The organism is Roseinatronobacter ekhonensis (assembly GCF_900499075.1).
Taxonomy (GTDB): Bacteria; Pseudomonadota; Alphaproteobacteria; order Rhodobacterales; family Rhodobacteraceae; genus Roseinatronobacter; species Roseinatronobacter ekhonensis.
Map to the genome: position 1 here is coordinate 64,576 of NZ_UIHC01000008.1, position 24,818 is coordinate 89,393.

A 24,818-nucleotide genomic window follows, 5' to 3' on the forward strand; every position below is an offset into this window, starting at 1 on the left:
CTGGTTCTGGATGCGCTGACTTTGCAAGCGGGCTATAACGCCGCGCTGGTCGCCACAGGTGCGGCGCTGCTTGGTGTGGCCGCCGGAGCGTCGGGCAGCTTCTTGCTGTTGCGCAAGCGGGCACTTGTGTCGGACGCGGTCGCGCATGCTGCGTTGCCGGGCATTGTTCTGGCCTTCATGGTGATGGTGGCCTTTGGCGGTGCGGGCCGGTCGCTGGCGGGGCTGTTGCTGGGTGCGGCCCTAAGCGGCGGCGTGGGCCTGCTGGCCATGACATGGATCACCAAGCGCACCCGGCTGGCCGAAGATGCCGCCATCGGCGCGGTTCTGGGCGTGTTTTTCGGCGCGGGCGTGGTGTTGCTGACACTGGTGCAGACCATGCAGGCCGGGCGTCAGGCCGGGCTGGAAGGGTTTTTGCTGGGGTCCACCGCAGGGATGCTGCGCGAGGATGCGATCCTGATTGCGCTTGGCGGCGCGGTGGTGCTGGCGTTGTGCTGGCTTATGCGCCGCCCCATGACGCTGGTGGCGTTTGACCCCGCCTATGCCGCCACGCTTGGCTATAACACGCGCGCGATTGACCTTGCGATGATGGGTCTGGCAACAGCGGTCACGGTCATCGGGCTGAAGCTGGTCGGGCTTGTGCTGATCGTGGCGCTGCTGATCATCCCGCCCGCCGCCGCCCGCTTCTGGACCGAACGCACCGGCGTCATGGTCTGGGTTGCGGGCGGTATCGGCGGGGCGGGTGCCTATCTTGGGGCGGCCATCTCGGCCACCGCGCCCGCCCTGCCCACCGGCCCGATCATCGTGCTGGTTCTGGCGGCGGGGTTCACATTGTCGATGCTGTTTGCCCCCGCGCGCGGCATCCTGGGCGGGGCGCTGCGCCATGCGAGGCTGCGCCGCCAGATGCAAAGGGGCGAATAATGGGGGCGGAATTCGTTCAATTCTCGCTGACCCCCATCCTGATCGGGATGTTTGCGGCCATGGCCTGCGCCCTGCCCGGCAACTTCCTGATCCTGCGCCGACAGGCCCTGATCGGCGACGCAATCAGCCATGTCGTCTTGCCCGGCATCGTCGTGGGCTTTCTGGTCAGCGGCACGATCGCGGCGGGACCGATGGGGCTTGGCGCGGCAGGCGCGGCCCTTGTCGCCGTGGTACTGATAGAGGCGATCCGCCGCTTTGGCAGGGTCGAACCGGGCGCTGCGATGGGCGTTGTGTTCACAACCATGTTCGCCGCCGGCGTGCTTTTGCTGGAACAAACCGGAAGCGCGCAGGTGCATCTGGACGTGGAACATGCGCTGATGGGCAATCTTGAACAGTTGATCTGGCTGCGCGCGTCTGGCTGGGCGTCACTGACCGACCCTGCGGCACTGGCCACCCTGCCCCCCGAATTGACGCGCATGGCGCTGGCTTGCGCGGTTATCACTGGTCTGGTGCTGGCCTTCTGGCGCTGGCTGAAAATTGCGACCTTTGACGAAGGCTTCGCGCAGTCGCTGGGCATTCCCACGGGCGCTTTGGGCTTTGGGTTGGTGATTGCCGCCGCCCTTGCCGCCGTGGCCGCGTTTCAGGCGGTGGGGTCCATTCTGGTCATCGCCATGTTCATCTGCCCGCCCGCCGCGGCACGGTTGATGACCAACTCTCTGACATCCCAAGTCTGCTGGTCGCTGCTATTCGCCGCGCTCTCGGCCATCTTCGGCTATGTGCTGGCAGGCTACGGCCCACTCTGGCTGGGCGGGCAGCACGCGGTGTCCGCCGCCGGCATGATTGCCGTGGTGTCAGGCATAATTCTTGGGCTGGCGGCGCTGCTCGGACCGTGCCGCAAGGGCGCACAGGCAATCTGACCGGATCAGCCGCCCTGCATCATCTTTTCATGCACCGCTTGCATGCCGCGCTCGGCCATGTCGCTGACCTCGGCCGCATGGACATGCAAAGCTGCCACCATTTCGGGATCGTCAGAGGTCTGCACCACGACGATTCCTGCCTCTGTCATCTCGATCTCTGTCTCGATCGCGTCGGGACGTTCGAAGAAAATGTCTAGCGTCCGGCTTTGGATAGCGATCTGCGGATCGCGCCCCTCTTCCACCCACGCGATCATGCCGACAACATGGCTGATAAGAGCGGCCATCACATCGGGATCGGTCGCGCTTGTGACGGTGCGAATTCCATTGGGAAGCAGGTCGACCTCGCGGCGCAGGGTCTGGAAGTTGCGGAACATCACTGCGAGTTCTTCGCTTTCCAGCTCCGTCGCATCAAGGCCGCGCAAACCGGGCATGGCCGCCTCGTCATGGCCGGTGCCGTCCGCTCCGTGCCTATGCGCATGGATTCCGCCATGCCCTATCATCTGCGCAATGGCGCGGTGGTCGGACAGGTAAAAGGCCGCTCCAAGCGCGCCTGCTCCAAGCAGAACACCGGCGATCACGGCCTGTTTCAGATGCATGTCTCTCTTCCACTCACATGTCGCCATATTGCACGGCTTTGGGGCTGGGACACGCGCAATCTATGGCCGTCACACGATTGTGCGGGCAGCGCGCTAGCTCGGCAGTTTGTCGCGCAGAAACGACAAAGCCAGTGACAGCCCGTCATGCGCGATGCCATGCGCCGTGCCTTTGGAAATGTGGCTGTAGGTCTCGAACCCTTCGGCGACCAGCGCGTCGGCGGCCTCGGGCAAAGAGGCAACCGGCACCACGTCGTCCTGATCGCCATGGACCAGCAACACTGGCGGGCGGCTGACGGTTTCGGCCTCTAGCAACTCTGGCGCAAGCAAACGGCCCGAAAAACCGACAATGGCCGCTACGGGCGCGGCGCGGCGTGGCGCGACATGCAGGCTTAGCATCGTGCCTTGGGAGAAACCAACCAGCGCCAGCGCCTCGGGGGCAAGCCCCTCGGTTTCCAGAATACCGTCCAGAAAGGCGTTGAAATCCTCCGCAGCCGCGACAAGCCCCGCGCGCGCCTGCTCTTCGGATGAGCCGTCGATCCACGGGATCGGGAACCATTGGAACCCCATGGGGTTTGCGGCGCTGCGCTCTGGCGCGTCGGGCGCGTAGAACACAGTATTCGGCATGTGTGGCCCCAACGGATCGGCCAGCCCCAACAGGTCGGACCCATCCGCGCCATAGCCATGCACGAACACCACCGCAGAGCTTGCTTTGCCCCCGTTTGCCGGTCCGCGCTTTTCCGATTGCAATACCCGTGTCATATGACGCCTTCCCTGTCGGTTTCCACCCGGTAATAGGCCCACAATAGCCCCGCCGCAACCGTGCGCCACGGCGACCACGCCTCGGCCATGCGGCGCATGGGGGCCTCTCGCGGGCGGTCGGGCAACTCGAACAGGCGGCGCGCGGATTCTTGCAGCGCCAGATCGTTGGGCGCGAAGACATCGGCGCGGCCAAGGCTGAACATCGCGTAGATCTCGGCGGTCCAGCGGCCAATGCCGGTGACTTGCACCAAGGTCGCCGTCACCTCGGCATCGGGCGCGTGGCGCAGCGCGTCAAAATCGATCCCCGCCTCTGCCAGCGCCCTTGCATAGCGGATTTTCTGGCGCGACAGGCCGGGGGCGCGCAACGTCTCGTCATCGGAGGCCAGAACGGCCTCTGGCGTGGTCAGGCCCGCCGCCTCCATCCGCTCCCAGATGGCGCGCGCGGCATGGGTGCTGACCTGCTGGCCAATGATCGCCCCCAAGAGATGCGCGAACCCCTCGGGCCTGCGCCGCAGCGGCGGAGTGCCTGTCAGCGCCAACGCATGGGCAAAACGCGGCTCGCGCGCGGCCAGCCATTCCGCCCCTTCGGCCATGCAATCCTCTGTGGTCAGGATGCGGCCAATCGGCGCCGGTTCATTGCACATGTAAAACACCTCTTCCAAACGGGCCAGAGCCGCGCTAATCCTGCGCGCATGACAGATACGATTGCAACCCCCGCCAATGCCCGCGCAAAACGCAACGTCCTCGTGCTTGTGGCCGCGCAGGCCGTGGTCGGGGCGCAACTGCCGGTCATGTTCATCATCGGCGGGCTTGCAGGGCAGATGCTGGCTCCCAACCCGTGTTGGGCCACGCTGCCCATTTCGATGATCGTGCTCGGGTCCATGCTGGCCGCGACGCCGCTTGCGGGCATTATGCAAGCCTACGGTCGGCGCGCCGGGTTCTGGCTGGCTTGTGCCTGCGGTGCGGCGGGCGCGATGCTGGCGGCGTATGGGTTGTATCAGGGGGCGTTCCTGATCTTTCTGGCCGGCAGCTTGCTGTCGGGCGTCTACATGTCCGCCAACGGGTTCTACCGCTTTGCCGCGACAGACACCGCCACCCCGGAATTCCGCCCCAAGGCGATTTCCTATGTTATGGCGGGCGGGTTGTTTTCAGCGATCTTCGGGCCTCAACTGGTTTCGGCCACCTCCGATTCCATGGCGATCCCCTTTCTGGGCACCTATCTGGCGGTCATCGTGCTGAACGTCGCGGGCGCGGCGCTGCTGGGGTTTCTGGACATCCCGACACCCCCCAAAGCCGAAGAGGGCGCCTTTTCTGGCCGCCCTGTGCGCGAATTGCTGTCCAGCCCGGTGATCGCGGTCGCGATCATCTGTGGCACGGTGTCGTATGCACTGATGAACCTTGTCATGACCTCTACCCCTTTGGCGGTGGTCGGCTGCGGGTTTGAAACCGGCGACGCGGCCAATATCGTCTCTGCGCATGTTCTGGCGATGTATGCGCCGTCATTCTTTACCGGCCATCTGATCGCGCGGTTCGGCTCGCGGGTTATCGTGGCGGCGGGACTGGTCATCCTGGCACTGGCGGGCGCAGTTGCCATGTCGGGGGTAGAGCTGGAGCAGTTCTACATCGCCCTGATCCTGCTGGGGATTGGCTGGAATTTCGGCTTTATCGGTGCAACCACAATGCTGACCGCTGCCTATTCGGTGGAAGAGCGTGGGCGCGTTCAGGGGTTGAACGACATGATCGTGTTCGGCGGCGTGTTTCTGGCCTCGCTCAGTTCGGGCAGCCTGATGAATTGCTCTGGCGGGACCACGCAAACCGGATGGCAACTGGTCAACATGGCGATGGTGCCGTTTCTGGTGCTGGCGGGGTCTGCGCTGATCTGGCTTGCGGCACGCCCCAAGGACGCCTGAAACCCGCCTGACGCAACGTGATATACCTGTTTCACTTGCGCGCCCTCCGTGCCGGTGCTTTTCTGTGCGCTACAAAAACGCCGGAACGGGAGGGGGAAGGCATGCGGGATTTCAGATCACCCGAGGATGTGCGCACGGTCGAGGCCGAAAGCACATGGGATACGCGCGACTTGCCTGTGTCGGTCTATGACGCGCTGACCCGCGCGCGCGACCGCTTCGGGGACCGCCCGGCGATCTCGTTTCAGCTATTCTCTGACCCAAAGGCCAAGGCCGAAACCTACACATGGTCGCAGCTTCACAACCGCGTCACGCAGGCAGCGAACTTGTTTCGCAGCCTTGGCGTGCAAGAGGATGACACGGTCGCCTATGTCCTGCCCACGCTGAACGACACGGCGATCGCGCTGTTGGGCGGCATGACCGTGGGGCGCGTGAACCCCATCAACCCCTTGCTGGAGCCGGACAAGATCTCTGCCATCCTGCGAGAAACGGGCGCGAAAGTGGTGGTCACGCTCAAGGCGTTTCCGAAAACCGATGTCGCGCAGAAAGTGGCAGAGGCGGTCGCCCATGCCCCCGATGTGAAACATGTTCTGGAAGTGGATCTGCTGCGCCACCTGTCACCGCCCAAAAGCTGGATCGTGCCGTTCATCCGTCCCAAGGTGACGGTGCATCACCACGCCAAGGTGCAGGATTTCCACGCCGCGATGTTCGAATGCAGCAAGGCGCTATCCTTCGCCGCGCCCGATGCCGACCGCGTGGCAGCCTTTTTCCACACCGGCGGCACAACCGGCACACCGAAAGTGGCGCAGCACCGCTTTGGCGGCATGATCTACAATGGATGGCTGGGTGCGGAGTTGTTGTTCACCGAAAAGGATGTGCTGCTCTGCCCCTTGCCGCTATTCCATGTCTTTGCCGCCTACCCGATCCTGATGTGTTGCATCATGTCCGGCGCGCATGTGGTCTTTCCGACCCCGCAAGGCTACCGCGGCGAGGGCGTGTTCGACAATTTCTGGAAACTGATCGAACGCTGGGGCGTGACCTTCATGATCACCGTGCCCACGGCGCTCTCGGCGCTGATGCAGCGCCCGGTCGATGCGGATGTGTCGAGCTTGCGCACCGGGATATCCGGGTCCGCGCCGCTGCCAAAGGAGCTGTATCGCCGGTTCGAAGAGGCGACAGGTGTGCAGATTTCCGAAGGCTACGGGCTGACAGAGGCCACATGCCTTGTGTCCTGCAACCCGGTGGACGGGCTGAAAAAGGTCGGCTCTGTCGGCATCCCGCTGCCTTATACAGAGGTGAAGATCCTGCGCGCCGGACCGGATGGTTTCAGCGAATGTGCAACCGACGAGGTGGGCGAGATCTGCATTTCCTCGCCCGGCGTGTTCGAACGGTCCACCTATACAGAGGCCGACAAGAACCACGACCTGTTCGCGCATGACCGCTTTTTGCGCACGGGCGATCTGGGGCGCATCGACGCCGACGGTTACTTGTGGATCACGGGACGCGCGAAAGACCTGATCATTCGCGGCGGCCACAACATTGACCCCGCAGAGATTGAAGAAGCGCTGCTGACCCATCCCGCCGTCGCCTTTGCCGGTGCAATCGGCCAGCCCGACCCTGTGGCGGGCGAAATGCCCTGCGCCTATGTCGAACTGGTGGACGGGGCAGAAGCCAGCGCCAGCGACCTGCTGGCCCATGCGACACCCCGCATTTCGGAACGTGCGGCCATTCCCAAACATATCGAAGTGCTGGATGAGCTGCCCAAAACCGCCGTCGGCAAGGTTTTCAAACCCGATCTGCGCAAACGCGCGATCACCCGGGTTCTGGATGGCGCGCTGTCCGGCGCGGAGCTGGATGCCCATGTATCAGAGGTTGTCGAGGACAAGAAACGCGGACTTGTGGCGCAGATTGCGGGGCCCGATGCCGCAGACCCGCGGCTTGCCGCCCTGATGGACAGGTTTACCGTCGCGTTTGACCCGAAATAGAGTCTTTCGCGCCACATTCGCCGACTCATCGCCCATGCGCGCCCGCCTGATCGCTTGACAAGACGGGGGCACGGTTGGATTCTTGTGTCAAAACAAAGAACTGATCGAGGCAGATAATGAGCAGGCACGCAAAAACCGCAGGCGCGGTATTGTCCGTTGGCGTTCTGGCCGCTTGCGGTGGCGGCGGCGGAACAGCACAGATCGACCCGCCCAACAGTTTCACACTGGGCACCAGTGGAAATGTCAGCGCGTCGCGCGCGGATGTATCCCGTAACTCGGATGGGCGCATCGTTCTGAACATGACCGAAGGCGAGATGTCCGGCATGACGGTTCTGTGCGAAGACCAAACCATGGGGCGCTGTCAGGTCGTCGGCGGCCCAGCGGGCACCAGCGCGGATGGCACCTTGGTCCAGCGATTGGCCGGAAGCTACGCCTTTGTCGGCAACTTCGCCGTTTTGCAAATGGTCGATGGCGTTTTGGTCAGCAACAACCAGCTTGTGCATGCGGCTTTGCCGGAAACGTCCAGCATCACCCCGACATTGCCCGCAGCGCAAGCAAGCTATACGGGCGCGTTTCAGGCCGGATACGGGCTGGAAAGCGGCGAATCCGGTCTGATGTCGGGTAGCGCGCAATTGATCGCCGATTTCAACACCGGCCAGTTGTCGGGCGCAATCGACGGCGCGACCGAAGGCGGCACCGGCATCACCGCAAGCTTCAACAACATCACCATAAACGCCACAAATGGCGAGTTCACCTCGACCGATGATACGTTGATCCTGTTTCAGGGGGCAGAGGCTGGCGGCGACATTCACGGCGCGTTTTACGGGCCAAATGCAAATGAAGCGGCTGGCATCTTCAACTTCGGCAATGCCGCGGGCGGCATGAGCGGGTTGTTCCTGACCTGCCACGGCAACAGCGCCGACTGCCTGAACTGATCCAAAATTGCGCGCCGTGGCCGATCAGTCGGCCCGGCGCATCCCAAGTCTGCAAATTTGAAAGATGGTCGGGGCGATAGGATTCGAACCTACGACCTACGGTACCCAAAACCGTCGCGCTACCAGGCTGCGCCACGCCCCGACAAGGTTGCTTTACTCGGCCCTGCCAGCAGAGGAAAGAGCGAATTCGCCGCCCGCGCTGATTTCTTTCATTCGCTGGCGGCAGGCGGGCAAGGCCAAAGCGCCTCGTCTTGATCCAGCCGCGGGTGACGCAGCGTGCTGCCCGTTTCGATGCCGAAAGTCTGGGACAGCCCGCCGTTGATTTCCAACACCATCAACACGTTATCTCCGCCGGGGATCGGCGTTTCGTCCAAAGGGCGCGCGTTATGGTGTATATGCGTGATCTCGCCATCGGGCTCGACAAACAGCATATCCAGAGGGATGAGCGTGTTTCGCATCCAGAAAGAGGCATTGGTCGGCGCCTCATAGATGAACAGCATTCCCGCAGAGCGCGGCAGGCTTTCACGATTCATCAAGCCTTGGGCACGGGTAGCAGGCGTGTCGACCACTTCGACCGAAAACCGCGCCTGCCCCCACGGGCCACGCAGGTCCACGCGGTCGGGCGCGCATTGCGCGCCGGCCTGCGCCGCAAAGACCGCCACCATGGCACCAGCGGCCATGACCGCCCTGCCCCAAAGCCTAGCTTTCATGCAGCGCGACCTCCCACGGTTCAATGACCACCGCCATACGACCGCGTTCGCCATCGACCACACGAATGGCGATAGCTTCACCCGGCATCAACTCTGCCAGACCGGCCCGGCGCAGGGTTTCCATATGGACAAAGACATCTTCGGGCTTGCCGAAGCAATTGGCAAAACCAAAGCCCTTGACCTTGTCGAACCATTTGACTCGCGCGGCCTGCAACGGAACGGAACGGTCTATTTCCGGCGTCGCGCTGTCGGGGTCATCGGATTGCCCAACGCTGTCCACAGGCGGCAACACAGCGAACACCTCTGTGACCTGCAACCCGCGCGCGGTGCGCTGCACGGTGACGGTCATGCGCGCATTATCGCAAACAGAGCTCAGTCCGAAATTGCGCAACGCATTGGCGTGTAACAAAATATCGGGCCCGTCATCTTCGGCCACAATAAACCCAAACCCCTTGGACGGGTCGAACCACTTCACGGTTCCCTGAACCTTTTGGTCTGGATCATAGTCAGATGCCATGCTGTCTCTCGCTCGTCTTCGTGGCGCTCTGTGGCGCAATTTTGTGAGATAGCCGGAACTTTGGCCAGTACAAACCCGTGCACGTCCCGCTAGGGAGCAAGCCGTGTGATCGCCCAGTCGGCGGCGGGATCCGCTCTGCGCCATTGAAAGCGGTCATGCAAGCGAAAAGCACCATCTGCCCAGAACTCTACTTCGCTCGGCACAATGCGCACACCCCCCCAGAATGGGGGGCGTGGCGGGTTCGTGCCGTGCTTTGCCGTCTGTCGCGCAACCTCTGCCATCAAGCTGGCGCGCGAGGCGATCGGCTGCGATTGCGGAGAGGACCATGCTCCGAGCCTGCTTTTCAGAGAGCGGGACGCGTAATAGGCATCCGCTTCGGGCCCCTCAAAGCGCGTCGCCTGACCACGCACGCGGATCTGGCGGCGCAGCGATTTCCAGTGCAGGACAAATGCTGCCGATCCGCTGGCGCTGATTTCTTGGCCCTTGGCGCTGGTGTAGTTGGTGTAGAACACGAAAGAGTCGTCCAGAATGTCCTTCAACAACACCATCCGCGCGTTTGGCAGACCATCCGCGTCCACGGTGGCCAGCGCGATTGCGTTTGGATCATTCGGTTCCAGCGGTTCCGCCTCTGCCAGCCATCTCCGCGCAATCTCGAATGGACTATTTCCGGCAAATATGCCGTCCCGTTCGGTCACTCGTCTACCACTTTCGCGTGTGTTTCAAAGGTCAACTAAAGCAATGCGTGCGCAGCGACCCGGTTGAAAATAATATGTATCATTAAAGTCAGATGATGCAAGCGCAGCGCCGCGACCAGATGTTCCTGCGTGCAGTCGCTTGCAGCGTTCGGGCCGATAGCCTAAACCATGTGCAACGGGTTTAGGAGCAAGATCATGTCCCTTTTGATGAGCGGCAAACGTGGCCTTATTATGGGCGTCGCCAATGACAAGTCCATCGCATGGGGCATTGCCAAGGCCCTGGGCCAGCACGGGGCCGAACTGGCCTTCAGTTACCAAGGCGAGGCCCTGAAGAAACGCGTGTTGCCGTTGGCTGAAAGCCTGGGCACAGCGCATCTGTTTGAATGCGACGTGACCGACATGGACTCCGTCGACGGATTGTTCGCCGCTCTGGAGGCGCAGTGGGGCACGATTGATTTCGTCGTCCATGCCATAGGGTTTTCGGACAAGGCCGAATTGCGCGGACGCTATGTCGATACCAGCCGCGACAATTTCAACATGACGATGGACATCTCGGTCTATTCCTTCACCGCCGTGTGCCAGCGCGCGGCCAAGCTGATGCCCGAGGGCGGCAGCTTGCTGACCATGACCTATTACGGCGCCGAACAGGTCATGCCGCATTACAACGTCATGGGGGTGGCGAAAGCGGCCTTGGAAGCGTCGGTAAAGTATATCGCCGAAGACCTTGGTAAAGACGGCATCCGCTGCAACGCCATCAGTGCCGGGCCGATCAAGACGCTCGCGGCCTCTGGCATCGGGGATTTCCGCTATATCATGAAATGGAACGAGCTGAACTCTCCGCTGCGCCGCAACGTCACGCAAGATGAGGTCGGCAAGGCTGCGGTCTACCTGCTGTCGGACCTTGGCACCGGCACCACGGGCGAGAACCTGCATGTCGATGCGGGCTACCATGTCGTGGGCATGAAAGCCGTGGACGCGCCCGATATCGACGTTGTCACCGGCAAGAAGGACGCCTGAGCCATGAATGACCGCCTGCCGCATGAAAAAGGCTTTCACATCAGCTGGGACCAGATCCACCGCGACAGCCGCGCGCTGGCGTGGCGGCTGGACAAGCATGGCCCCGATGGCGGCGACTGGCGCGCAGTGGTTGCGATCACACGCGGCGGGCTGGCCCCGGCCATGATCATCGCCCGCGAACTGGACATCCGCGTGGTCGATACGATCAGCGTGAAATCCTACGATCATCAGACGCAGGCAGAGGCCACGGTGCTGAAAGCCCCGCAAGCCGGGATCATGGGCGATGACGGCGAGGGTATCTTGATTATCGACGATCTTGTCGATACGGGCAAAACGCTGGAACTGGTCCGCCGCATGTTCCCCAAAGCGCATTTCGCCACCGTCTACGCCAAGCCGCAAGGGCGCGAGATGGTCGACAGCTTCATCACCGAGGTCAGCCAGGACACATGGATTTTCTTTCCGTGGGACATGGCGCTGCAATATGTCGAACCCTATCGCGGAACCTAAGATTCAAGCTTCGTAAACCTTATGTGACTAGACTCCGCGAGGATTGCGGCCAACTGTCGTGGGTAGCAATTTCGCAGAAAGCCAATCTATGCCTGTCATGCGCCATATCGCCATCGCGTTCGCTGCGTTCGCCTCCGCCGCGCCTGCTGCGGCGCAAGACTCTGCTCTGGCCTTTTCGCTGACGGGCGGCGCACGGGTTGCGCCCAGCTATTTCGGTGCCAGTGGTACAAGCACGACGCCCACTTTCGGCTTCGGGTTTGGCGGTCTACGGTTTGGCGGCGTTGAACTGGGCGATCCAGATGCGCCTATGCTGTTTGCGCCCGGTGCCGGGCTGCGTGGCGCGTTCCGCTATATTCCGGAACGTGAAGGGCGGAACGAACTTGCGGGCCTGAACGATGTGGACGCGGCGCTGGAATTGGGCCTTGGCCTGCATTACACGGCGGATCTGTGGCAGGTCTATGCCGACCTGCGCTACGGCGCGGTCGGGCACAAGGGGCTGACCGCAGAGGCGGGCGCAAACCTGATTTACCGCACCGATAGCGGCTTGGTGCTGCATGGCGGGCCGCGCGCCGAATTCGGCTCCAGCCAATTTACCAACAGCTATTTCGGGGTCACGGGCGCAGAATCACTGGCCTCTGGCTTGGGGGCTTTCACGGCTTCGGGGGGCGTCTATTCCGTCGGTCTGGAACTGGGTGCCTACCAGCCGCTGGGCGACACATGGGGCATAACCGGCCTGTTGCGCTATGACCGCCTGCGCGGGGATGCCGCGCAATCGCCGATCACCCAACAAGGCAGCCGCGACCAGATCAGTGCCGAAATCGGGCTGACGCGGCATTTCAACTTGCGATTCTGAGGGCTTGGCCCGCATCCCGGTACGGGCAACGCTTGCCCCCGCCCGACGCATTCTCTAGACAGTCGGAAACGTCTTTCCCCTGCTGAACGAGAGTGGCCGCATGTCATCGAACAAGAATTCCACAGGTAAGAAACTTGGGGCCGGTTTGCTAATGGGCCTGCTGGCACTCAGCCTGTTGGGGTTCGGGGTCGAAGGGTTTGGCACCGCGCGCCAAACAATCGGCACAGTGGGCAGCCGCGACATCACCGCCGATGAATACGCCCGCACGCTGCGCAACGATATGCAGGCGTTGCAGGGCCAGCTTGGCCAGCCTGTCACGATGGAACAGGCACGCCTGTTCGGTTTGGACCAGCGCGCGCTGGAACAACTGATCGACCGTGCGGCGCTCGACACCGAAGCAGAGCGGCTTGGCGTCTCGGTGGGTGATCCGACAGTGCAGGCCGAAATTCTGGCCATCCCGAATTTTCAGGGGTTGAATGGCGGCTTCGACCGCGAATCCTACCGCTTCGCACTGGAAAATGCGGGGCTGTCGGAATCGGAATTCGAAACCTCTATCCGCGAGGAAATCGCCCGGTCCATCCTGCAACTGGCCGCCGTCGGCGGTGCCAGCGCTCCAGATGGGCTGGTGGACCCTTTGTTGAACTATCAGGCGCAAACCCGCGATTTCACCATGGTCACGCTAGGACCGGATGACCTTGAAACCCCTGTCGGCCAGCCCGATGACGGCGCGCTGACCGCGTATTACGAGGACAATCTGGACCGCTACACCCTGCCCGCCGGGAAACGGTTGGACTACGCATGGATCACACCGGAAATGCTGCTGGATACGCTGGAGGTGGACGAGGATGAGTTGCGCGAGGCTTACGAAGCCCGCAGCGCCCAATACCGCCAGCCAGAACGCCGCCTTGTAGAGCGGCTGATCATGCCCGACATGACCGCCGCCGAGGACGCGATTGCGCGCATCAATGCCGGAGAGACTACCTTTGAAGAGGTCGTCGAGGCGCGCGGCCTGTCGCTGGAAGATACCGATCTGGGCGACGTGACCCAAGACGCGCTTGACGCCGCCGGGAATGCCGTTTTCGCGCTGTCAGAGCCCGGCATGGCCGGACCGGTCGAGACCAGTCTTGGCCCCGCGATCTTTCGGATGAACGCCATTCTGGCTGCGCGCGAAACCCCGTTTGAGGACGCCCGCGAGGAATTGCGCGACGAGGTCGCGCTGGACCGCGCCCGCCGGATATTGGGGGATAACCTTGATCTCTATGAAGATCTGCTCGCAGGCGGAGCCACCGTCACGCAACTGGCCGACGAAACAGAGATGCAGGCGGGCCAGATTGACTGGCGCCCCGACACCCAAAGCGGCATTGCGGCCTACGAGGAATTTCGCGACGCCGCCCGCGCCGTCGAAGCCGGGGATTTCGCAGAAATCACCATCCTTGAAGATGGCGGCATGTTCGCGCTGGAATTGGTCGAAGAGATCCCGGCCGCCCCGCGCCCGCTGGACGAGATTCGCACGCAGGTCGTGCGCGACTGGCAGACCGAGGAAATCCAGTCGCGGCTACAGGCACAGGCGGATGACCTGATCGCAGAGGTCAATTCGGGGACCGCGATTGACGCCCTCGGCCTTGATAGCCTGCGGTTTGCCGATCTGTCGCGCTCTGACCCCGTGCCCGACCTGCCGCGCGCCGTTCTGACCCGTGCATTCGAACTGAACACAGGCGCGCTGGACACCGTGGCGAATGGTGCGCAGGTCTATCTGGTGCAACTGCACGACGTGGCCGCCCCCGCCCCGGACGAAGACAGCACCCAGCAAATTCGCAGCGCGCTGGAAACGCAGATCACACAAAGCTATACGCAAGACCTGTTCGGCTATTTCGGGTCCGCATTGCGTCAGAACATGCAGATCCAGATCAATCAGCCGATGATTGACGCGGTTCAGCAGAGCTTCTGACCGATGGCCCGGCTGACCCCCGATTTCGAGCAATTCGAGGCCGCATGGGCGCGCGGTGAGAACCAGCTTGTCTATATGCGCTTGGCGGCTGATCTGGATACGCCGGTGTCGCTATATCTGAAGCTGGCGGGGGCGGCGCGTGATAGCTTTATCCTTGAATCCGTCACCGGCGGAGAGGTGCGCGGGCGCTATTCCATCATCGGGATGAAGCCCGATCTGGTTTGGCAATGCCGCGATGGCAAGGCCAGCCTGAACCGTCAGGCGCGCTTTGATCCCGACGCATGGGACGCGCAGCAGGCCCCGCCATTGGATGCCCTGCGCGCGCTTCTGGCGGAATCGCGCATGGATATTCCCGAAGACCTGCCCGCCGCCTGCGCGGGTTTGTTCGGCTATCTGGGCTATGACATGATCCGGCTGGTCGAACACCTGCCCGATGTGAACCCCGACCCGATCGGTGCGCCCGATGCGCTGATGCTGCGCCCCTCTGTCGTGGCGGTGCTGGACGGGGTGAAGGGCGAAGTGATCGTGGTTTCGCCCGCATGGGTCGCGGGCGGTCTGCCCGCGCGCGCAGCCTATGCCCAAGCCGCCGAACGGGTGATGGATGCGGTCCGCGATCTGGAACGCGGTCTGCCAAGCGCCCCGCGCGAGCTGACAGAGACCGATGCCCCCATTGGCGCGCCGGTGTCGAATTTCGCGCTGGATGACTATCTGGCAGCGGTCGAGACCGCCAAGGACTACATCCGCGCAGGCGATATTTTTCAGGTCGTGCCCTCGCAGCGCTGGTCGCAGCGGTTCAAACTACCTCCATTCGCGTTATACCGGTCCTTGCGGCGGATGAACCCTTCGCCCTTCATGTTCTATTTCGACTTTGCCCTGTCCGAAGGGCCGTTTCAGGTGATCGGCGCGAGCCCCGAAATTCTGGTGCGCTTGCGCGATGGCGAGGTGACGATCCGGCCGATTGCGGGCACGCGCCCCCGTGGCGCGACCCCCGAGGAAGACCGCGCGCATGAGCAAGACCTGCTGGCCGATGAAAAGGAACTGTCCGAGCATCTGATGCTGCTGGACCTTGGCCGCAACGATGTCGGGCGCGTGGCCCGCATTGGCACTGTGCGCCCGACAGAGGAATTCGTGATCGAGCGCTACAGCCATGTCATGCATATCGTGTCGAACGTGGTGGGCGAATTGGCGGACGGTCAGGACGCGCTCTCTGCGCTGTTGGCGGGGCTGCCCGCAGGCACCGTTTCGGGCGCGCCGAAGGTTCGGGCCATGCAGATCATTGACGAGCTGGAGCCGGAGAAACGCGGCGTCTATGGCGGCGGCGCGGGGTATTTTTCCGCCAATGGCGAGATGGATATGTGCATCTGCCTGCGCACCGCCGTTTTGAAGGATGAGACGCTCTATATTCAGGCCGGTGGCGGCGTGGTGTATGACAGCGACCCGCAGGCCGAATATGAGGAAACCGTCAACAAATCCCGCGCGCTAAGGCGTGCCGCCGAAGAAGCCGGGCGTTTCGCGCGCGGCAACGGCTAACGAGAGCCGCCCATGCCGCACGCCAAAACAACCCCGTTCGCCATGCCCTTGCCCGACGCACTGGCCCATGTCGACCGCGTGTTCGGCATAGGCACGATACTGGCCGACGAAGGGCAGGACATTGTCGCGCCCTATTATGTGCAGTCAGAGCCGGGCTATAAACGCGTGCATTCCGAGAAGGGCTGCATGCATATGGCGCTGAACACTGACGGGGTTTACACCGCCGACGGGTATTTCACGCAAATCCGCGAAGTGGCCGACCAGATCCGGCAGGTTCAGGCAACCCGTGTTCTGGAATTGGGCAGCGGCATGGGGTTCAACACCATCGCGCTGGCCCCGGATCATGGGCAGGTGACCTTCACGGGTCTTGACCTGATGGCGCATCATGTCAGCACCGCGCGCAACGATGCCGGTCATCTGCCCAATGCCAGCTTTCGGCAGGGCAGCTATACGGAGATTCCGGAGGATCTGCGCGGGGCAGATGTCGTGTTCGGCTTTGAAACCTTGTGCTATGCCGCCGATCTGGATGCCGTAGCAGACCAGATCGCCGCCGCGCTGGCGCCGGGCGGGCGGTTCGTGATGTATGACGGATTTCGCCGCGCCGATTTCGCCGCAGCGCCCCAAGATGTCCAGACCGCCGCGCGCCTGTTCGAGGTGACGACGGCCGTGACCAACGGGTTTCACACCATCGAAGCCTGGGACGCAGCGCTTCGCCGTGCGGGGCTTGTGGTGCTGCGCTCGCAAGACCTGACCGATGCCTCTATCGCGGGGCTGCGCTATCTTCACAACCGCTCTGCGCGGTTCTTCCGGTCGTGGAAATACCGGCTGTTGCGCCATGTCATGCCGAAATACCTGATCCGAAACGCAGTGGCCGGGCTGGTTGGGCCATATATGATCGAAGGGGCCGGACCGCGCTCTGGCGACACGATGGGCGCGATCACCTATTCGGTGCTGGTCGTGGAAAAACCACGCTGATTTAGCACTTTTCCGAAGGGCCACGCGCGCGTATATGGCGGATATGTCCCAGAACCCGCCCCAGCTTCGCCCCGATCTCGCCCCGCGCGCGCAACTGCGCGATGCCGCCCCCCGTCCCGATCAGCCCACCATCGGCATGGTCAGCCTTGGCTGCCCCAAGGCACTGGTCGATAGCGAGCGCATCCTGACGCGGCTGCGGGCCGAAGGGTATGCGATTTCGCCCGATTACACGGGCGCGGATGCGGTGATCGTGAACACCTGCGGGTTTCTGGACAGTGCCAAGGCCGAAAGCCTGGATGCGATTGGCGAGGCGTTGACCGAAAATGGCCGCGTGATCGTCACCGGCTGTCTGGGGGCGGAACCCGACTACATCACCGGCGCGCATCCGCGCGTGCTGGCGGTGACCGGCCCGCACCAGTATGAACAGGTGCTGGATGCGGTGCACCGCGCCGTGCCGCCCAAGCCCGACCCGTTCATAGACCTTTTGCCGGAAAGCAGCGTCAGCCTGACACCGCGGCACTACAGTTACCTCAAGATTTCAGAGGGCTGTAACCACAAATGCAAGTTCTGCATTATCCCCGACATGCGCGGGCGGCTGGTCAGCCGTCCGGCCCATGCGGTGGTTCGGGAAGCTGAAAAACTGGTTGCGGCGGGCGTGCGCGAATTGCTGGTCATCAGCCAGGATACCTCGGCCTATGGCGTCGATATCAAACATGGCGAAGACAGGGGCCACCGCGCGCATATCACCGATCTGGCGCGCGACCTTGGGTCTTTGGGCGCTTGGGTGCGGTTGCACTACGTCTACCCCTACCCGCATGTGCGTGATCTAATTCCGCTGATGGCCGATGGGCTGGTGCTGCCTTACTTGGACATTCCGTTTCAACACGCCCATCCCGATACACTGAAACGCATGGCGCGCCCTGCCCATGGGGAACGCACGCTGGACCATATCGCGGCATGGCGCGACATCTGCCCCGAAATCGCGCTGCGCTCGACCTTTATCGTCGGCTATCCCGGTGAGACCGAAGAAGAATTCCAGACCCTGCTGGATTGGCTGGACGAAGCACAGTTGGACCGTGTCGGCTGTTTTCAATATGAAAACGTCGCCGGTGCCCGCGCCAATGCCCTGCCCGACCATGTGCCCGACGCGGTCAAGGCCGAGCGCTGGGAGCGCTTCATGCACAAGGCCCAAGCCATTTCAGAGGCGAAACTGGCCGCCAAAGTCGGACAGGTGATGCAGGTGATTGTCGATGACGTGGACAGCGATGGCATTGCCACCTGCCGTACCAAGGCGGATGCGCCGGAAATCGACGGCAACCTGTTCATAGACGAGGGCGCGGGTGGGCTGACGCCGGGCGATATTGTCACCGTAGAGGTGGACGAGGCTGGCGAGTATGACCTTTGGGGCAAACTGCACGCGCCGAGCTGAGGTGGCGGCGCGGAATGCTCCGCGCCGCGATACCGTTTACGGCACGATTTTTTGCGCCGTCTCCAGATAATCCAGGCCGTATTCGCGCAGCCGCGCGCCATTGCTGCCCTCGGATGCCTGATGCACATATTCCAGCCTGACAGCCAGATCTTCGCTATCCGCGATCAGCTTGGCCAGTGCAACTTCAAGCGTATAGCTTAGCTGGTGCACATCTTCCATGTCATTGGGGGTCAGGCTGTCCTTGGCAAGAATCGTCGCCATGATCTGGTTATACTCGGAAAAGTTGGACAACGCCTGTTCCAGCGCTTCCGAGGGCTGCGGTGCGTAATGATCGACAGCGTCTTGAGACAGCGCAGGCGTGGCCGCGAGCAAGGCGGCAAAAGCCAGCGGGGCAAGATATTTCATAGGTTTGGTCCTTCAGCCATGAGTTTGCGAATGGTCAGGAATGGCTTTGACCGCAATTGCGCATGGCTTGCCCTAACCCGAGTATTATTATCGGGTATTTGGACAACAGGCAAGACCCGCAGTCAGTTTTCTGCGGCGGGAATGGCGCGGGGGGTATGCGCCTCGTATTGGGTGCCCAGCCAATCGGTTGCGCAGCTATCGACCGCCGAAAGCTTCTCGCGGTCGGCCTCGCGCATGCGTGTGGACCGCATCAGCATGATCCGCCGCGCCAATGCGGCCCGTCCGCGCGGGCTGGCGGCAAACACCTCGTCAGGAATAAGCGCGTTGGCAGGCGTGCCATGGGTCAGCAACGCCTGATAATCCCCCAGCGCATGATACAGCGCCATAACGCAGTGCTCTTGGGTGGCAGGGCAGACCGCTTCGCAGGTGGCGCGCAAATGCAGCGCGGCAGGGGCCTGCGCCAGCCAGTCGGCCAAGTCGGCCTTGGTGGGCCGTGCGCCCTTGTGATAGCGGTGTTGCGGGTCGCCCGGGTGCAGCGCGGCGGCGCGTGCCTGCGTCAAAGTGCGATCCCGCCCCAGAAACAGCAGCGTGTCTGGATACCAGTCTTGCGCAATCACGCTGTCCTTGAATCCGTGTTCCTGACGCTTTGCCAAGCTTGTCAGGGCAAGCGCCAAGGCGCGCGGCTCTGACATCGCTGCGAATTGCGCCGCGGTGTCCAGATCGGCACCGGGCCGGAACACAGATGTCCAAGCCTGCGCAAGCGGATCCCCCTCTTTAGCCGCAAGATGCAACCAGTTTTGCCCCGATATGCCGCCGGGCGCGCGCAACAGCGCGATACGCCCGTCGCGGGGCAACGCCAACACAGCCGGTCCCTGCAAGGCGGCGTGCTTGTCGATCAGACCCAACAAGACCTGCGCCGTAACATCGCCCGCTTGCGCCAGACCGGCCAGCGTCTGCAACCCTGCCAATTCGTCATCCGAAAGCCACGCGTCAATCGCGGCATCAAGACGCGCCGAGGACATGCCAGAGGTCTGCGCCTGCGCCGCTTGGTAGGGCGCGAAACCAGCGATAGCCATAAGCCCCAGAACCGCCACAAGCCCGAAGAGCAAGGGTCGTTTCCCCGCCCCTTGCGTTGCTGCCAATGGACGCCTGCGTGTTGTCATGCCACGACTATGACGCGCACCATGCCGCGCGACAAGCACCTAGATGAAAAAAGCCATAGCACCCGGACAGACCCAGACCGCGCCAGAAAAAACCCGCCCTTCGCAGGGCGGGTCACTCACCCGCGTGTCGGCGGGACAGGGAGGAAAGTGTTTCCGACCCGATCGCCGAAAACATATATATGACTATGATGTTTGACGCGCATCCACCTTGATCTGGATCAAGGAGATTTGGGCAAGACCCCGATTGCGCGTAAAAATGCGCGAACAATAGACGCCGAAACACCGAATATGGGCAATATTGAGAACAATTATTTCTTCCCGCCATGTTTTTGCCCGATTTCTGCCGCGTCCCGGCCATGTCTCGTTTGCCAGCCCCATAGGCGGGCTGTAGTTTGGGCGCCACACATGCCTTCATCCATGACCCGGCAGGACACAGATGACAGATATTGATCTTTCCACCGCGCGCACAGACGCCGAATGGCTGGCCCGCCTGGACGAACTGGGCGATGAGCTGGGCGCATTCACACCCTTGGGCGCGCATCATGCGGCGTTTTATGCTGATGGCGACGACACACTGGTCGTCAGCTTTGAAACCGTGGCCGAATGCCGTGCAACCGGCCCCGAGCACAAGCCCTTGGGGCTGCTGGTCGCTCAAGCCAATGGCTGGTCGAACCTGAGCGTGATCGCCCGCGCCCCGCGCTGGTTTCGCGACACCGAAGTGCTGGATTTCTTCGACGCGCAGATTGACGAGGGTTTTTTCGAGAGCTTCAAGCGCGTGCTGTTCTACGGCGCGGGCATGTCCGGCTATGCCGCCTGTGCCTTCAGCCTGACCGCACCGGGCGCTACCGTGCTGGCAATTGCCCCGCATGCCACGCTCGACCCGAAAATCGCACCGTGGGAGCGGCGGTTCAAATGGGCCCGGCGGCTGGACTTCCGGTCGCGCTTCGGCTTTGCGCCAGACATGCTGGACGGCAGCCGCAACGCGTTTGTTCTGTATGATCCGTCGCAGCGCGCCGACAGCATGCATGCCACGCTGTTCCGTCGCCCGTTTGTGCATCTGCTGCGGACACCCCGCCTGTATGCCCCAACGCAAGAAGCGCTGGCACGGATGGACCTGCTGGCCCCCATGATCGAACTGGCCGCAACCGGACACCTGAACGGCCAAAAGGCGGCGGCGCTGCTGCGCACTCGCCAGACCGATCAGGGCTATCTGCACGCCCTGACCCGCAAGATGGCCCGCAGCGGCCGCCCCACCCTGACCGCCATCGCGGCCCGACACGCGCTGGCGCTGGCCCGACCAAAAGCCAAGCACAAACAGGCCGAACCCGTGGCGTGACCCATCCCCGCCTGTCGCGGCGGACAACGGTCAGCCATGAGTATTTTTGGCAAGATGAAATAGGCGTTTCAGCCCCAAACAGGCTCTGTGCAGGGGCGAACATGACATCGCGGGCGGTTCGGGCTAGTGTTATGGCACCGTCAGACACGAGGCCCGCCATGACCGACACGACCCTTCGCAAGATCCAGACCCAAGGCGTACACCATATCACGCTGATCGGGGCAGACCGGGACAGCTCCATTGCCTTTTGGGAAGGGGTGTTGGGGATGCCGTTCATCTTCGACCAGCCCAATCTGGACGACCCGGATGAGGGGCACCTGTATTTCGACCCGGGCGACGGGCGGTTGATCACGATTTTCACCAACGAGACCCGCAAGCCCGACCCCGCTGCCGTGCCAGAGGCGACGGGCAGCCTGCACCATCTGGCCTTCAACGTCTCTCAGGCGAGTTTCTGGCAAATCGCGGCGCGGCTGGATGCGCGCGGGGTGCGGCATTCGGGGCCGGTGGATCGCGGGTTTATGGACTCGATCTATTTCCGTGACCCGCTGGGCCTGCGCATTGAATTGGCCAGCTACCGGTTCGAGCCGCCCGAAGGCTGCCGCCACGCCGATGTGATGATAGAGGCGCACCGCGTCCGCGTGGCAAACGGCGACCGCAACATCCAACGCGAACATCTGGCCGATGCGATAGAGGCGCTGGTGGAGCGACGGCAGGACTCGCTGAGTGCGGATCGGAGCGCGAAGAAGGGGTATTGAGGGCGCTGGACAGATGACCACCTTGAGGTCAGACTGCTTGTACAATTTGAGCAGGCAGCATGATTTCAAATATCCTTTCAAAACTCGAAGAAGAAGCAACATTGGTGCAAGCACTGGCGGCAATGGCCGCGCTTGCTCTGTTTGGTTTTGGCATCTTCAAGGGCATGATCTGGCTTTGGAATAGGCTGTTCGCACAGCCCAAACCCGCAAAAGTAGAAGCCAGGGTTACCTTCGCTGACGAGCAAACCCGGCTGACCATGCCGGAGTTTCTGCGCATGCGAAAATTGCTGCGCGACGATATCATCGCCGAACTCGACCGCGCGGATGATGAGGAACGCAAGCGCCTGCAAGCGCGCATCAACGACCTGACCGCACAGATCAATGACCCCGAAGGCGCGTTCGAGGCAGAGCGCAAGCGCTTGGCCGATCTGGAAGACAAGCTGTTGCGCGAGGGCAATGAACTGGGCGCGGAGCGGCTGAATTCTGCCATTGCGAAGCTGCGCGCGGGCAACACGGATGAGGCGGAAGCGATCTTTTTGGAAATCGCCGCACGCGAGGCCATGGCCGTGCAAGGCGCCGCGCGGGCCGAATTCGGCTTGGGCGAAATCGCGGAATCGCGGGTGGAGTGGCGGGCGGCGGCGCAGCACTACGCACGGGCGGCGGAGCTGGACCCAAGCTATGACACGCTGATCAAGGCCGGGGATTTGTTGTGGCGAGCGGGGCAGTATGAGGCGGCTTTTGAAAAGAACAAACGCCTTGTCGAATTGTCAAAGCAGGACTTCGGCGCGCGCGACCCGAAAACAGCGACGGCTTTGAACAACTACGCAGAATCACTCCGCGCTGCTGGCCAATATGCAGAGGCAGAGCCGCTTTACCGCGAGGCGTTGGAGATCGGGCGCGAAACGCTCGGCGACCGGCATCCCTCTTTAGCCATCCGCCTCAACAACCTCGCCGGGCTGCTGCGCGCCACCGGGCGGCTTGCAGAGGCAGAGCCGCTTTACCGAGAGGCGTTGGAGATCAGGCGCGACACGCTCGGCGACCGGCACCCCGACACGGCCCAAAGCCTCAACAACCTCGCCGGGATGCTGCACGCCACTGGACAGCATGCAGAGGCAGAGCCGCTTTTCCGAGAGGCGTTGGAGATCGGGCGCGACACGCTCGGCGACCGGCACCCCGATGTGGCGAGCAGCCTCAACAACCTCGCCGCGTTGCTGGAAGACACCGGGCGATATGGAGAGGCGGAGCCGCTTTCCCGAGAGGCGTTGGAGATCGGGCGCGACACGCTTGGCGACCGGCACCCCGATGTGGCGATCTGGACCAACAACCTCGCCTTTTTGCTAGAAGCCACCGGGCGGGCTGACGCGGCGACGCCGCTTTTTCTGCAAGCGACCGCGATTTTCCGCGCCGCGTTGGGCGATGACCACCCCAACACGCAAACAGTCGCCCGCAACACGCTGATCCACCTGCGCGAGCACGCCCCCGCCCACCCCGACCGGGCGGCGCTCGACGCCGTGTTCGGCGCGGCGGAGTAAGCACAACCCGCCTTGCCCCTGCCCGCGTCACCCCTTACACCTGCGGCGAAACGCCCGCTGCCAAAGGACCCACCATGCGCCTGACCCGCTATTTCCTGCCCGTGTTGAAGGAAACTCCGTCCGAGGCGCAGATCGTCAGCCACCGGCTGATGCTGCGCGCCGGTATGATCAAGCAGGCCAGCGCCGGGATCTATTCGTGGCTGCCCTTGGGCTACAAGGTTCTCAAACGCATCGAGCAGATTGTGCATGAAGAACAGATCCGCGCGGGGCATATCCCGATGCTGATGCCGACGTTGCAATCGGCGGACCTGTGGCGCGAATCCGGGCGGTATGACGCGTTCGGGGCCGAAATGCTGCGCATCACCGACCGGCACGGGCGCGACATGCTGTATGGGCCGACGAATGAGGAATTGATCACGGATATTTTCCGTTCCCATGTCGGCAGCTACAAGGATTTGCCGCTGACGCTGTATCACATCCAGTGGAAATTCCGCGACGAGGTGCGCCCGCGTTTCGGCGTGATGCGGGGTCGCGAGTTCCTGATGAAGGACGGGTATAATTTCGACCTGACCAAAGAAGACGCGCTGCACGCCTATAACCGCCACCTGGTCAGCTATCTGCGCAGCTACGAGCGGATGGGGCTGCAAGCCATCCCGATGCGGGCGGATAGCGGCGCAATGGGCGGCGACAACACGCATGAATTTCTGGTGCTGGCCGAAACGGGCGAGTCGGAAGTGTTCTATGACAGCGCGATCACCGACCGGACATTCGGCGACCGCGCGGTGGATTACGACAGCGTGCCAGAGTGCCAAGCGGTGCTGGAAGAGTTCACCAGCCGCTACGCGCGCACGGATGAAACCCATGACGAATCCGCGTTCCACCAGCAGGTGCCAGAAGAGCGCCGCCGCGTAGCGCGCGGGATAGAGGTGGGGCAGATCTTCTATTTCGGCACCAAGTATTCCGAGGCGATGGGCGCGACCGTCGTGACCCCCGATGGCGGCCGCGTGCCGGTGCATATGGGCAGCCACGGGATTGGCGTGTCGCGTCTGCTGGGCGCGATCATCGAAGCGAGCCATGACGACCGCGGAATCATCTGGCCCGAAGGTGTGACGCCGTTCCATTGCGGGATCGTGAACCTGAAGCAAGGCGATGCGGCGGCGGATGCGGCGTGCGAGAGCCTGTATAAGGCGTTGACTGCCAAGGGGTTGGAGCCGCTTTACGACGACCGGTCCGAGCGCGCGGGCGCGAAATTCGCCACGATGGACCTGATCGGCCTGCCATGGCGCATGACCGTCGGGCCACGCGGGCTGCAAAAAGGTGTGGTCGAACTGACCTCGCGCCGCACGGGCGACAGCGAGGAACTGACGCCAGAAGCGGCAGTGGACCGGATTGCGCAGATTTACGCGCAAATATAGCCGGCGGTCTGCCC

General features: G+C 62.7%; 23 protein-coding genes, 1 tRNA gene and 1 pseudogene. 16 read left to right on the forward strand and 9 right to left on the reverse strand.

Annotation, left to right across the window (positions count from 1 at the left end):
• Both ROE7235_RS05790 and ROE7235_RS05795 read left to right on the forward strand, forming a co-directional pair.
• Nucleotides 1–903, forward strand: a pseudogene (locus tag ROE7235_RS05790) (metal ABC transporter permease); the annotation flags it as partial.
• Nucleotides 904–914: 11 nt separating this feature from the next.
• On the forward strand, nt 915–1,835 hold the full coding sequence (locus tag ROE7235_RS05795; protein WP_370743484.1) for a metal ABC transporter permease: 921 nt from the start codon (nt 915–917) through the stop codon (nt 1,833–1,835).
• 5 nt (nt 1,836–1,840) lie between these two features.
• Here the strand turns inward: ROE7235_RS05795 and ROE7235_RS05800 are convergent, their stop codons facing one another.
• The 3 genes from ROE7235_RS05800 to ROE7235_RS05810 all read right to left on the reverse strand — a co-directional run bounded on the left by ROE7235_RS05800 (nt 1,841) and on the right by ROE7235_RS05810 (nt 3,834).
• Nucleotides 1,841–2,431, reverse strand: coding sequence for a hypothetical protein (locus ROE7235_RS05800; RefSeq protein ID WP_245963888.1), 591 nt, complete (start codon nt 2,429–2,431; stop codon nt 1,841–1,843).
• A gap of 93 nt (nt 2,432–2,524) precedes the next feature.
• Entirely contained in the window at nt 2,525–3,190 is a 666-nt protein-coding gene (locus ROE7235_RS05805; protein ID WP_121093722.1) for an alpha/beta hydrolase, read from the reverse strand.
• Nucleotides 3,187–3,834 carry a DNA-3-methyladenine glycosylase family protein gene (locus ROE7235_RS05810; RefSeq protein WP_121093723.1) on the reverse strand — a complete coding sequence of 216 codons (648 nt, stop codon included), beginning with the start codon at nt 3,832–3,834 and terminating at the stop codon, nt 3,187–3,189. The genes ROE7235_RS05805 and ROE7235_RS05810 overlap by 4 nt, the downstream gene beginning before the upstream one ends.
• Nucleotides 3,835–3,882: 48 nt before the next feature.
• Here ROE7235_RS05810 and ROE7235_RS05815 point away from each other — a divergent pair, with 48 nt between their 5' ends.
• The 3 genes from ROE7235_RS05815 to ROE7235_RS05825 all read left to right on the forward strand — a co-directional run bounded on the left by ROE7235_RS05815 (nt 3,883) and on the right by ROE7235_RS05825 (nt 8,017).
• Nucleotides 3,883–5,100: an MFS transporter gene (locus ROE7235_RS05815; RefSeq protein ID WP_121093724.1), complete on the forward strand. Its 1,218-nt coding sequence runs from the start codon at nt 3,883–3,885 to the stop codon at nt 5,098–5,100.
• Between the two features lie 101 nt (nt 5,101–5,201).
• Nucleotides 5,202–7,082: an acyl-CoA synthetase gene (locus tag ROE7235_RS05820; RefSeq protein WP_121093725.1), complete on the forward strand. Its 1,881-nt coding sequence runs from the start codon at nt 5,202–5,204 to the stop codon at nt 7,080–7,082.
• Between the two features lie 116 nt (nt 7,083–7,198).
• The gene (locus tag ROE7235_RS05825; protein WP_121093726.1) at nt 7,199–8,017 is read left to right on the forward strand and encodes a transferrin-binding protein-like solute binding protein; all 819 of its coding nucleotides are present in this window, start codon (nt 7,199–7,201) and stop codon (nt 8,015–8,017) included.
• Nucleotides 8,018–8,082: 65 nt separating this feature from the next.
• On the opposite strand, the gene ROE7235_RS05830 is transcribed toward ROE7235_RS05825, so the two are convergent.
• The 4 genes from ROE7235_RS05830 to pdxH all read right to left on the reverse strand — a co-directional run bounded on the left by ROE7235_RS05830 (nt 8,083) and on the right by pdxH (nt 9,939).
• Nucleotides 8,083–8,159: transfer RNA gene (locus ROE7235_RS05830), tRNA-Pro, on the reverse strand.
• A gap of 67 nt (nt 8,160–8,226) precedes the next feature.
• Nucleotides 8,227–8,697 (reverse strand): DUF192 domain-containing protein, encoded by a 471-nt coding sequence (locus ROE7235_RS05835; RefSeq protein ID WP_245963889.1) that lies wholly within the window; start codon nt 8,695–8,697, stop codon nt 8,227–8,229.
• A gap of 19 nt (nt 8,698–8,716) precedes the next feature.
• A complete protein-coding gene (locus tag ROE7235_RS05840; RefSeq protein WP_121093728.1) occupies nt 8,717–9,244 on the reverse strand; it encodes a cold-shock protein in 528 nt (175 codons plus the stop codon).
• 89 nt (nt 9,245–9,333) lie between these two features.
• Nucleotides 9,334–9,939: a pyridoxamine 5'-phosphate oxidase gene (gene pdxH / locus ROE7235_RS05845; RefSeq protein ID WP_121093729.1), complete on the reverse strand. Its 606-nt coding sequence runs from the start codon at nt 9,937–9,939 to the stop codon at nt 9,334–9,336.
• A gap of 195 nt (nt 9,940–10,134) precedes the next feature.
• On the opposite strand from pdxH, the gene fabI reads away from it, so the two are divergent.
• From fabI to rimO, 7 genes are all read left to right on the forward strand, one after another.
• Entirely contained in the window at nt 10,135–10,956 is an 822-nt protein-coding gene (gene fabI / locus ROE7235_RS05850) for an enoyl-ACP reductase FabI (protein ID WP_121093730.1), read from the forward strand.
• 3 nt (nt 10,957–10,959) lie between these two features.
• Nucleotides 10,960–11,463 (forward strand): xanthine phosphoribosyltransferase, encoded by a 504-nt coding sequence (gene gpt / locus ROE7235_RS05855; protein WP_121093731.1) that lies wholly within the window; start codon nt 10,960–10,962, stop codon nt 11,461–11,463.
• 88 nt (nt 11,464–11,551) lie between these two features.
• Complete coding sequence (locus tag ROE7235_RS05860; RefSeq protein WP_121093732.1) at nt 11,552–12,316, forward strand: MipA/OmpV family protein; 765 nt, start codon at nt 11,552–11,554, stop codon at nt 12,314–12,316.
• Nucleotides 12,317–12,416: 100 nt separating this feature from the next.
• The gene (locus ROE7235_RS05865; RefSeq protein ID WP_121093733.1) at nt 12,417–14,264 is read left to right on the forward strand and encodes a SurA N-terminal domain-containing protein; all 1,848 of its coding nucleotides are present in this window, start codon (nt 12,417–12,419) and stop codon (nt 14,262–14,264) included.
• A 3-nt stretch (nt 14,265–14,267) separates the two neighbouring features.
• A complete protein-coding gene (gene trpE / locus ROE7235_RS05870) occupies nt 14,268–15,794 on the forward strand; it encodes an anthranilate synthase component I (RefSeq protein ID WP_121093734.1) in 1,527 nt (508 codons plus the stop codon).
• A gap of 12 nt (nt 15,795–15,806) precedes the next feature.
• Nucleotides 15,807–16,769 (forward strand): class I SAM-dependent methyltransferase, encoded by a 963-nt coding sequence (locus tag ROE7235_RS05875; RefSeq protein ID WP_121093735.1) that lies wholly within the window; start codon nt 15,807–15,809, stop codon nt 16,767–16,769.
• Between the two features lie 43 nt (nt 16,770–16,812).
• Nucleotides 16,813–18,198 carry a 30S ribosomal protein S12 methylthiotransferase RimO gene (gene rimO, locus ROE7235_RS05880; RefSeq protein WP_183073345.1) on the forward strand — a complete coding sequence of 462 codons (1,386 nt, stop codon included), beginning with the start codon at nt 16,813–16,815 and terminating at the stop codon, nt 18,196–18,198.
• 36 nt (nt 18,199–18,234) lie between these two features.
• Here the strand turns inward: rimO and ROE7235_RS05885 are convergent, their stop codons facing one another.
• On the reverse strand, nt 18,235–18,603 hold the full coding sequence (locus ROE7235_RS05885) for a DUF6746 family protein (RefSeq protein ID WP_121093737.1): 369 nt from the start codon (nt 18,601–18,603) through the stop codon (nt 18,235–18,237).
• A gap of 122 nt (nt 18,604–18,725) precedes the next feature.
• On the reverse strand, nt 18,726–19,766 hold the full coding sequence (locus tag ROE7235_RS05890; RefSeq protein ID WP_147434171.1) for a hypothetical protein: 1,041 nt from the start codon (nt 19,764–19,766) through the stop codon (nt 18,726–18,728).
• A 436-nt stretch (nt 19,767–20,202) separates the two neighbouring features.
• On the opposite strand from ROE7235_RS05890, the gene ROE7235_RS05895 reads away from it, so the two are divergent.
• The 4 genes from ROE7235_RS05895 (at nt 20,203) to proS (ending at nt 24,804) form a co-directional block, all read left to right on the forward strand.
• A complete protein-coding gene (locus ROE7235_RS05895; protein ID WP_121093739.1) occupies nt 20,203–21,102 on the forward strand; it encodes a phosphoadenosine phosphosulfate reductase in 900 nt (299 codons plus the stop codon).
• A 158-nt stretch (nt 21,103–21,260) separates the two neighbouring features.
• Nucleotides 21,261–21,857, forward strand: a complete 597-nt coding sequence (locus tag ROE7235_RS05900; RefSeq protein ID WP_121093740.1) for a VOC family protein — start codon at nt 21,261–21,263, stop codon at nt 21,855–21,857.
• Between the two features lie 59 nt (nt 21,858–21,916).
• The gene (locus tag ROE7235_RS05905) at nt 21,917–23,389 is read left to right on the forward strand and encodes a tetratricopeptide repeat protein (protein ID WP_121093741.1); all 1,473 of its coding nucleotides are present in this window, start codon (nt 21,917–21,919) and stop codon (nt 23,387–23,389) included.
• Between the two features lie 74 nt (nt 23,390–23,463).
• Nucleotides 23,464–24,804 (forward strand): proline--tRNA ligase, encoded by a 1,341-nt coding sequence (proS, locus tag ROE7235_RS05910; RefSeq protein ID WP_121093742.1) that lies wholly within the window; start codon nt 23,464–23,466, stop codon nt 24,802–24,804.
• Nucleotides 24,805–24,818 lie beyond the last annotated feature (14 nt).

Excerpts from the sequence above, each read along its gene's own strand:
- ROE7235_RS05805 (WP_121093722.1), bottom strand. The coding sequence starts at position 3,190 with ATGACACGGGTATTGCAATCGGAAAAGCGCGGACCGGCAAACGGGGGC.
- ROE7235_RS05800 (WP_245963888.1), bottom strand. The coding sequence starts at position 2,431 with ATGCATCTGAAACAGGCCGTGATCGCCGGTGTTCTGCTTGGAGCAGGC.
- rimO (WP_183073345.1), top strand. The coding sequence starts at position 16,813 with ATGTCCCAGAACCCGCCCCAGCTTCGCCCCGATCTCGCCCCGCGCGCG.
- fabI (WP_121093730.1), top strand. The coding sequence starts at position 10,135 with ATGTCCCTTTTGATGAGCGGCAAACGTGGCCTTATTATGGGCGTCGCC.
- ROE7235_RS05875 (WP_121093735.1), top strand. The coding sequence starts at position 15,807 with ATGCCGCACGCCAAAACAACCCCGTTCGCCATGCCCTTGCCCGACGCA.
- trpE (WP_121093734.1), top strand. The coding sequence starts at position 14,268 with ATGGCCCGGCTGACCCCCGATTTCGAGCAATTCGAGGCCGCATGGGCG.
- ROE7235_RS05900 (WP_121093740.1), top strand. The coding sequence starts at position 21,261 with ATGACCGACACGACCCTTCGCAAGATCCAGACCCAAGGCGTACACCAT.
- ROE7235_RS05835 (WP_245963889.1), bottom strand. The coding sequence starts at position 8,697 with ATGGCCGCTGGTGCCATGGTGGCGGTCTTTGCGGCGCAGGCCGGCGCG.
- ROE7235_RS05840 (WP_121093728.1), bottom strand. The coding sequence starts at position 9,244 with ATGGCATCTGACTATGATCCAGACCAAAAGGTTCAGGGAACCGTGAAG.
- proS (WP_121093742.1), top strand. The coding sequence starts at position 23,464 with ATGCGCCTGACCCGCTATTTCCTGCCCGTGTTGAAGGAAACTCCGTCC.
- ROE7235_RS05885 (WP_121093737.1), bottom strand. The coding sequence starts at position 18,603 with ATGAAATATCTTGCCCCGCTGGCTTTTGCCGCCTTGCTCGCGGCCACG.
- ROE7235_RS05815 (WP_121093724.1), top strand. The coding sequence starts at position 3,883 with ATGACAGATACGATTGCAACCCCCGCCAATGCCCGCGCAAAACGCAAC.
- ROE7235_RS05825 (WP_121093726.1), top strand. The coding sequence starts at position 7,199 with ATGAGCAGGCACGCAAAAACCGCAGGCGCGGTATTGTCCGTTGGCGTT.
- ROE7235_RS05860 (WP_121093732.1), top strand. The coding sequence starts at position 11,552 with ATGCCTGTCATGCGCCATATCGCCATCGCGTTCGCTGCGTTCGCCTCC.
- ROE7235_RS05895 (WP_121093739.1), top strand. The coding sequence starts at position 20,203 with ATGACAGATATTGATCTTTCCACCGCGCGCACAGACGCCGAATGGCTG.
- ROE7235_RS05810 (WP_121093723.1), bottom strand. The coding sequence starts at position 3,834 with ATGTGCAATGAACCGGCGCCGATTGGCCGCATCCTGACCACAGAGGAT.
- ROE7235_RS05905 (WP_121093741.1), top strand. The coding sequence starts at position 21,917 with ATGATTTCAAATATCCTTTCAAAACTCGAAGAAGAAGCAACATTGGTG.
- ROE7235_RS05865 (WP_121093733.1), top strand. The coding sequence starts at position 12,417 with ATGTCATCGAACAAGAATTCCACAGGTAAGAAACTTGGGGCCGGTTTG.
- gpt (WP_121093731.1), top strand. The coding sequence starts at position 10,960 with ATGAATGACCGCCTGCCGCATGAAAAAGGCTTTCACATCAGCTGGGAC.
- ROE7235_RS05820 (WP_121093725.1), top strand. The coding sequence starts at position 5,202 with ATGCGGGATTTCAGATCACCCGAGGATGTGCGCACGGTCGAGGCCGAA.
- ROE7235_RS05890 (WP_147434171.1), bottom strand. The coding sequence starts at position 19,766 with ATGACAACACGCAGGCGTCCATTGGCAGCAACGCAAGGGGCGGGGAAA.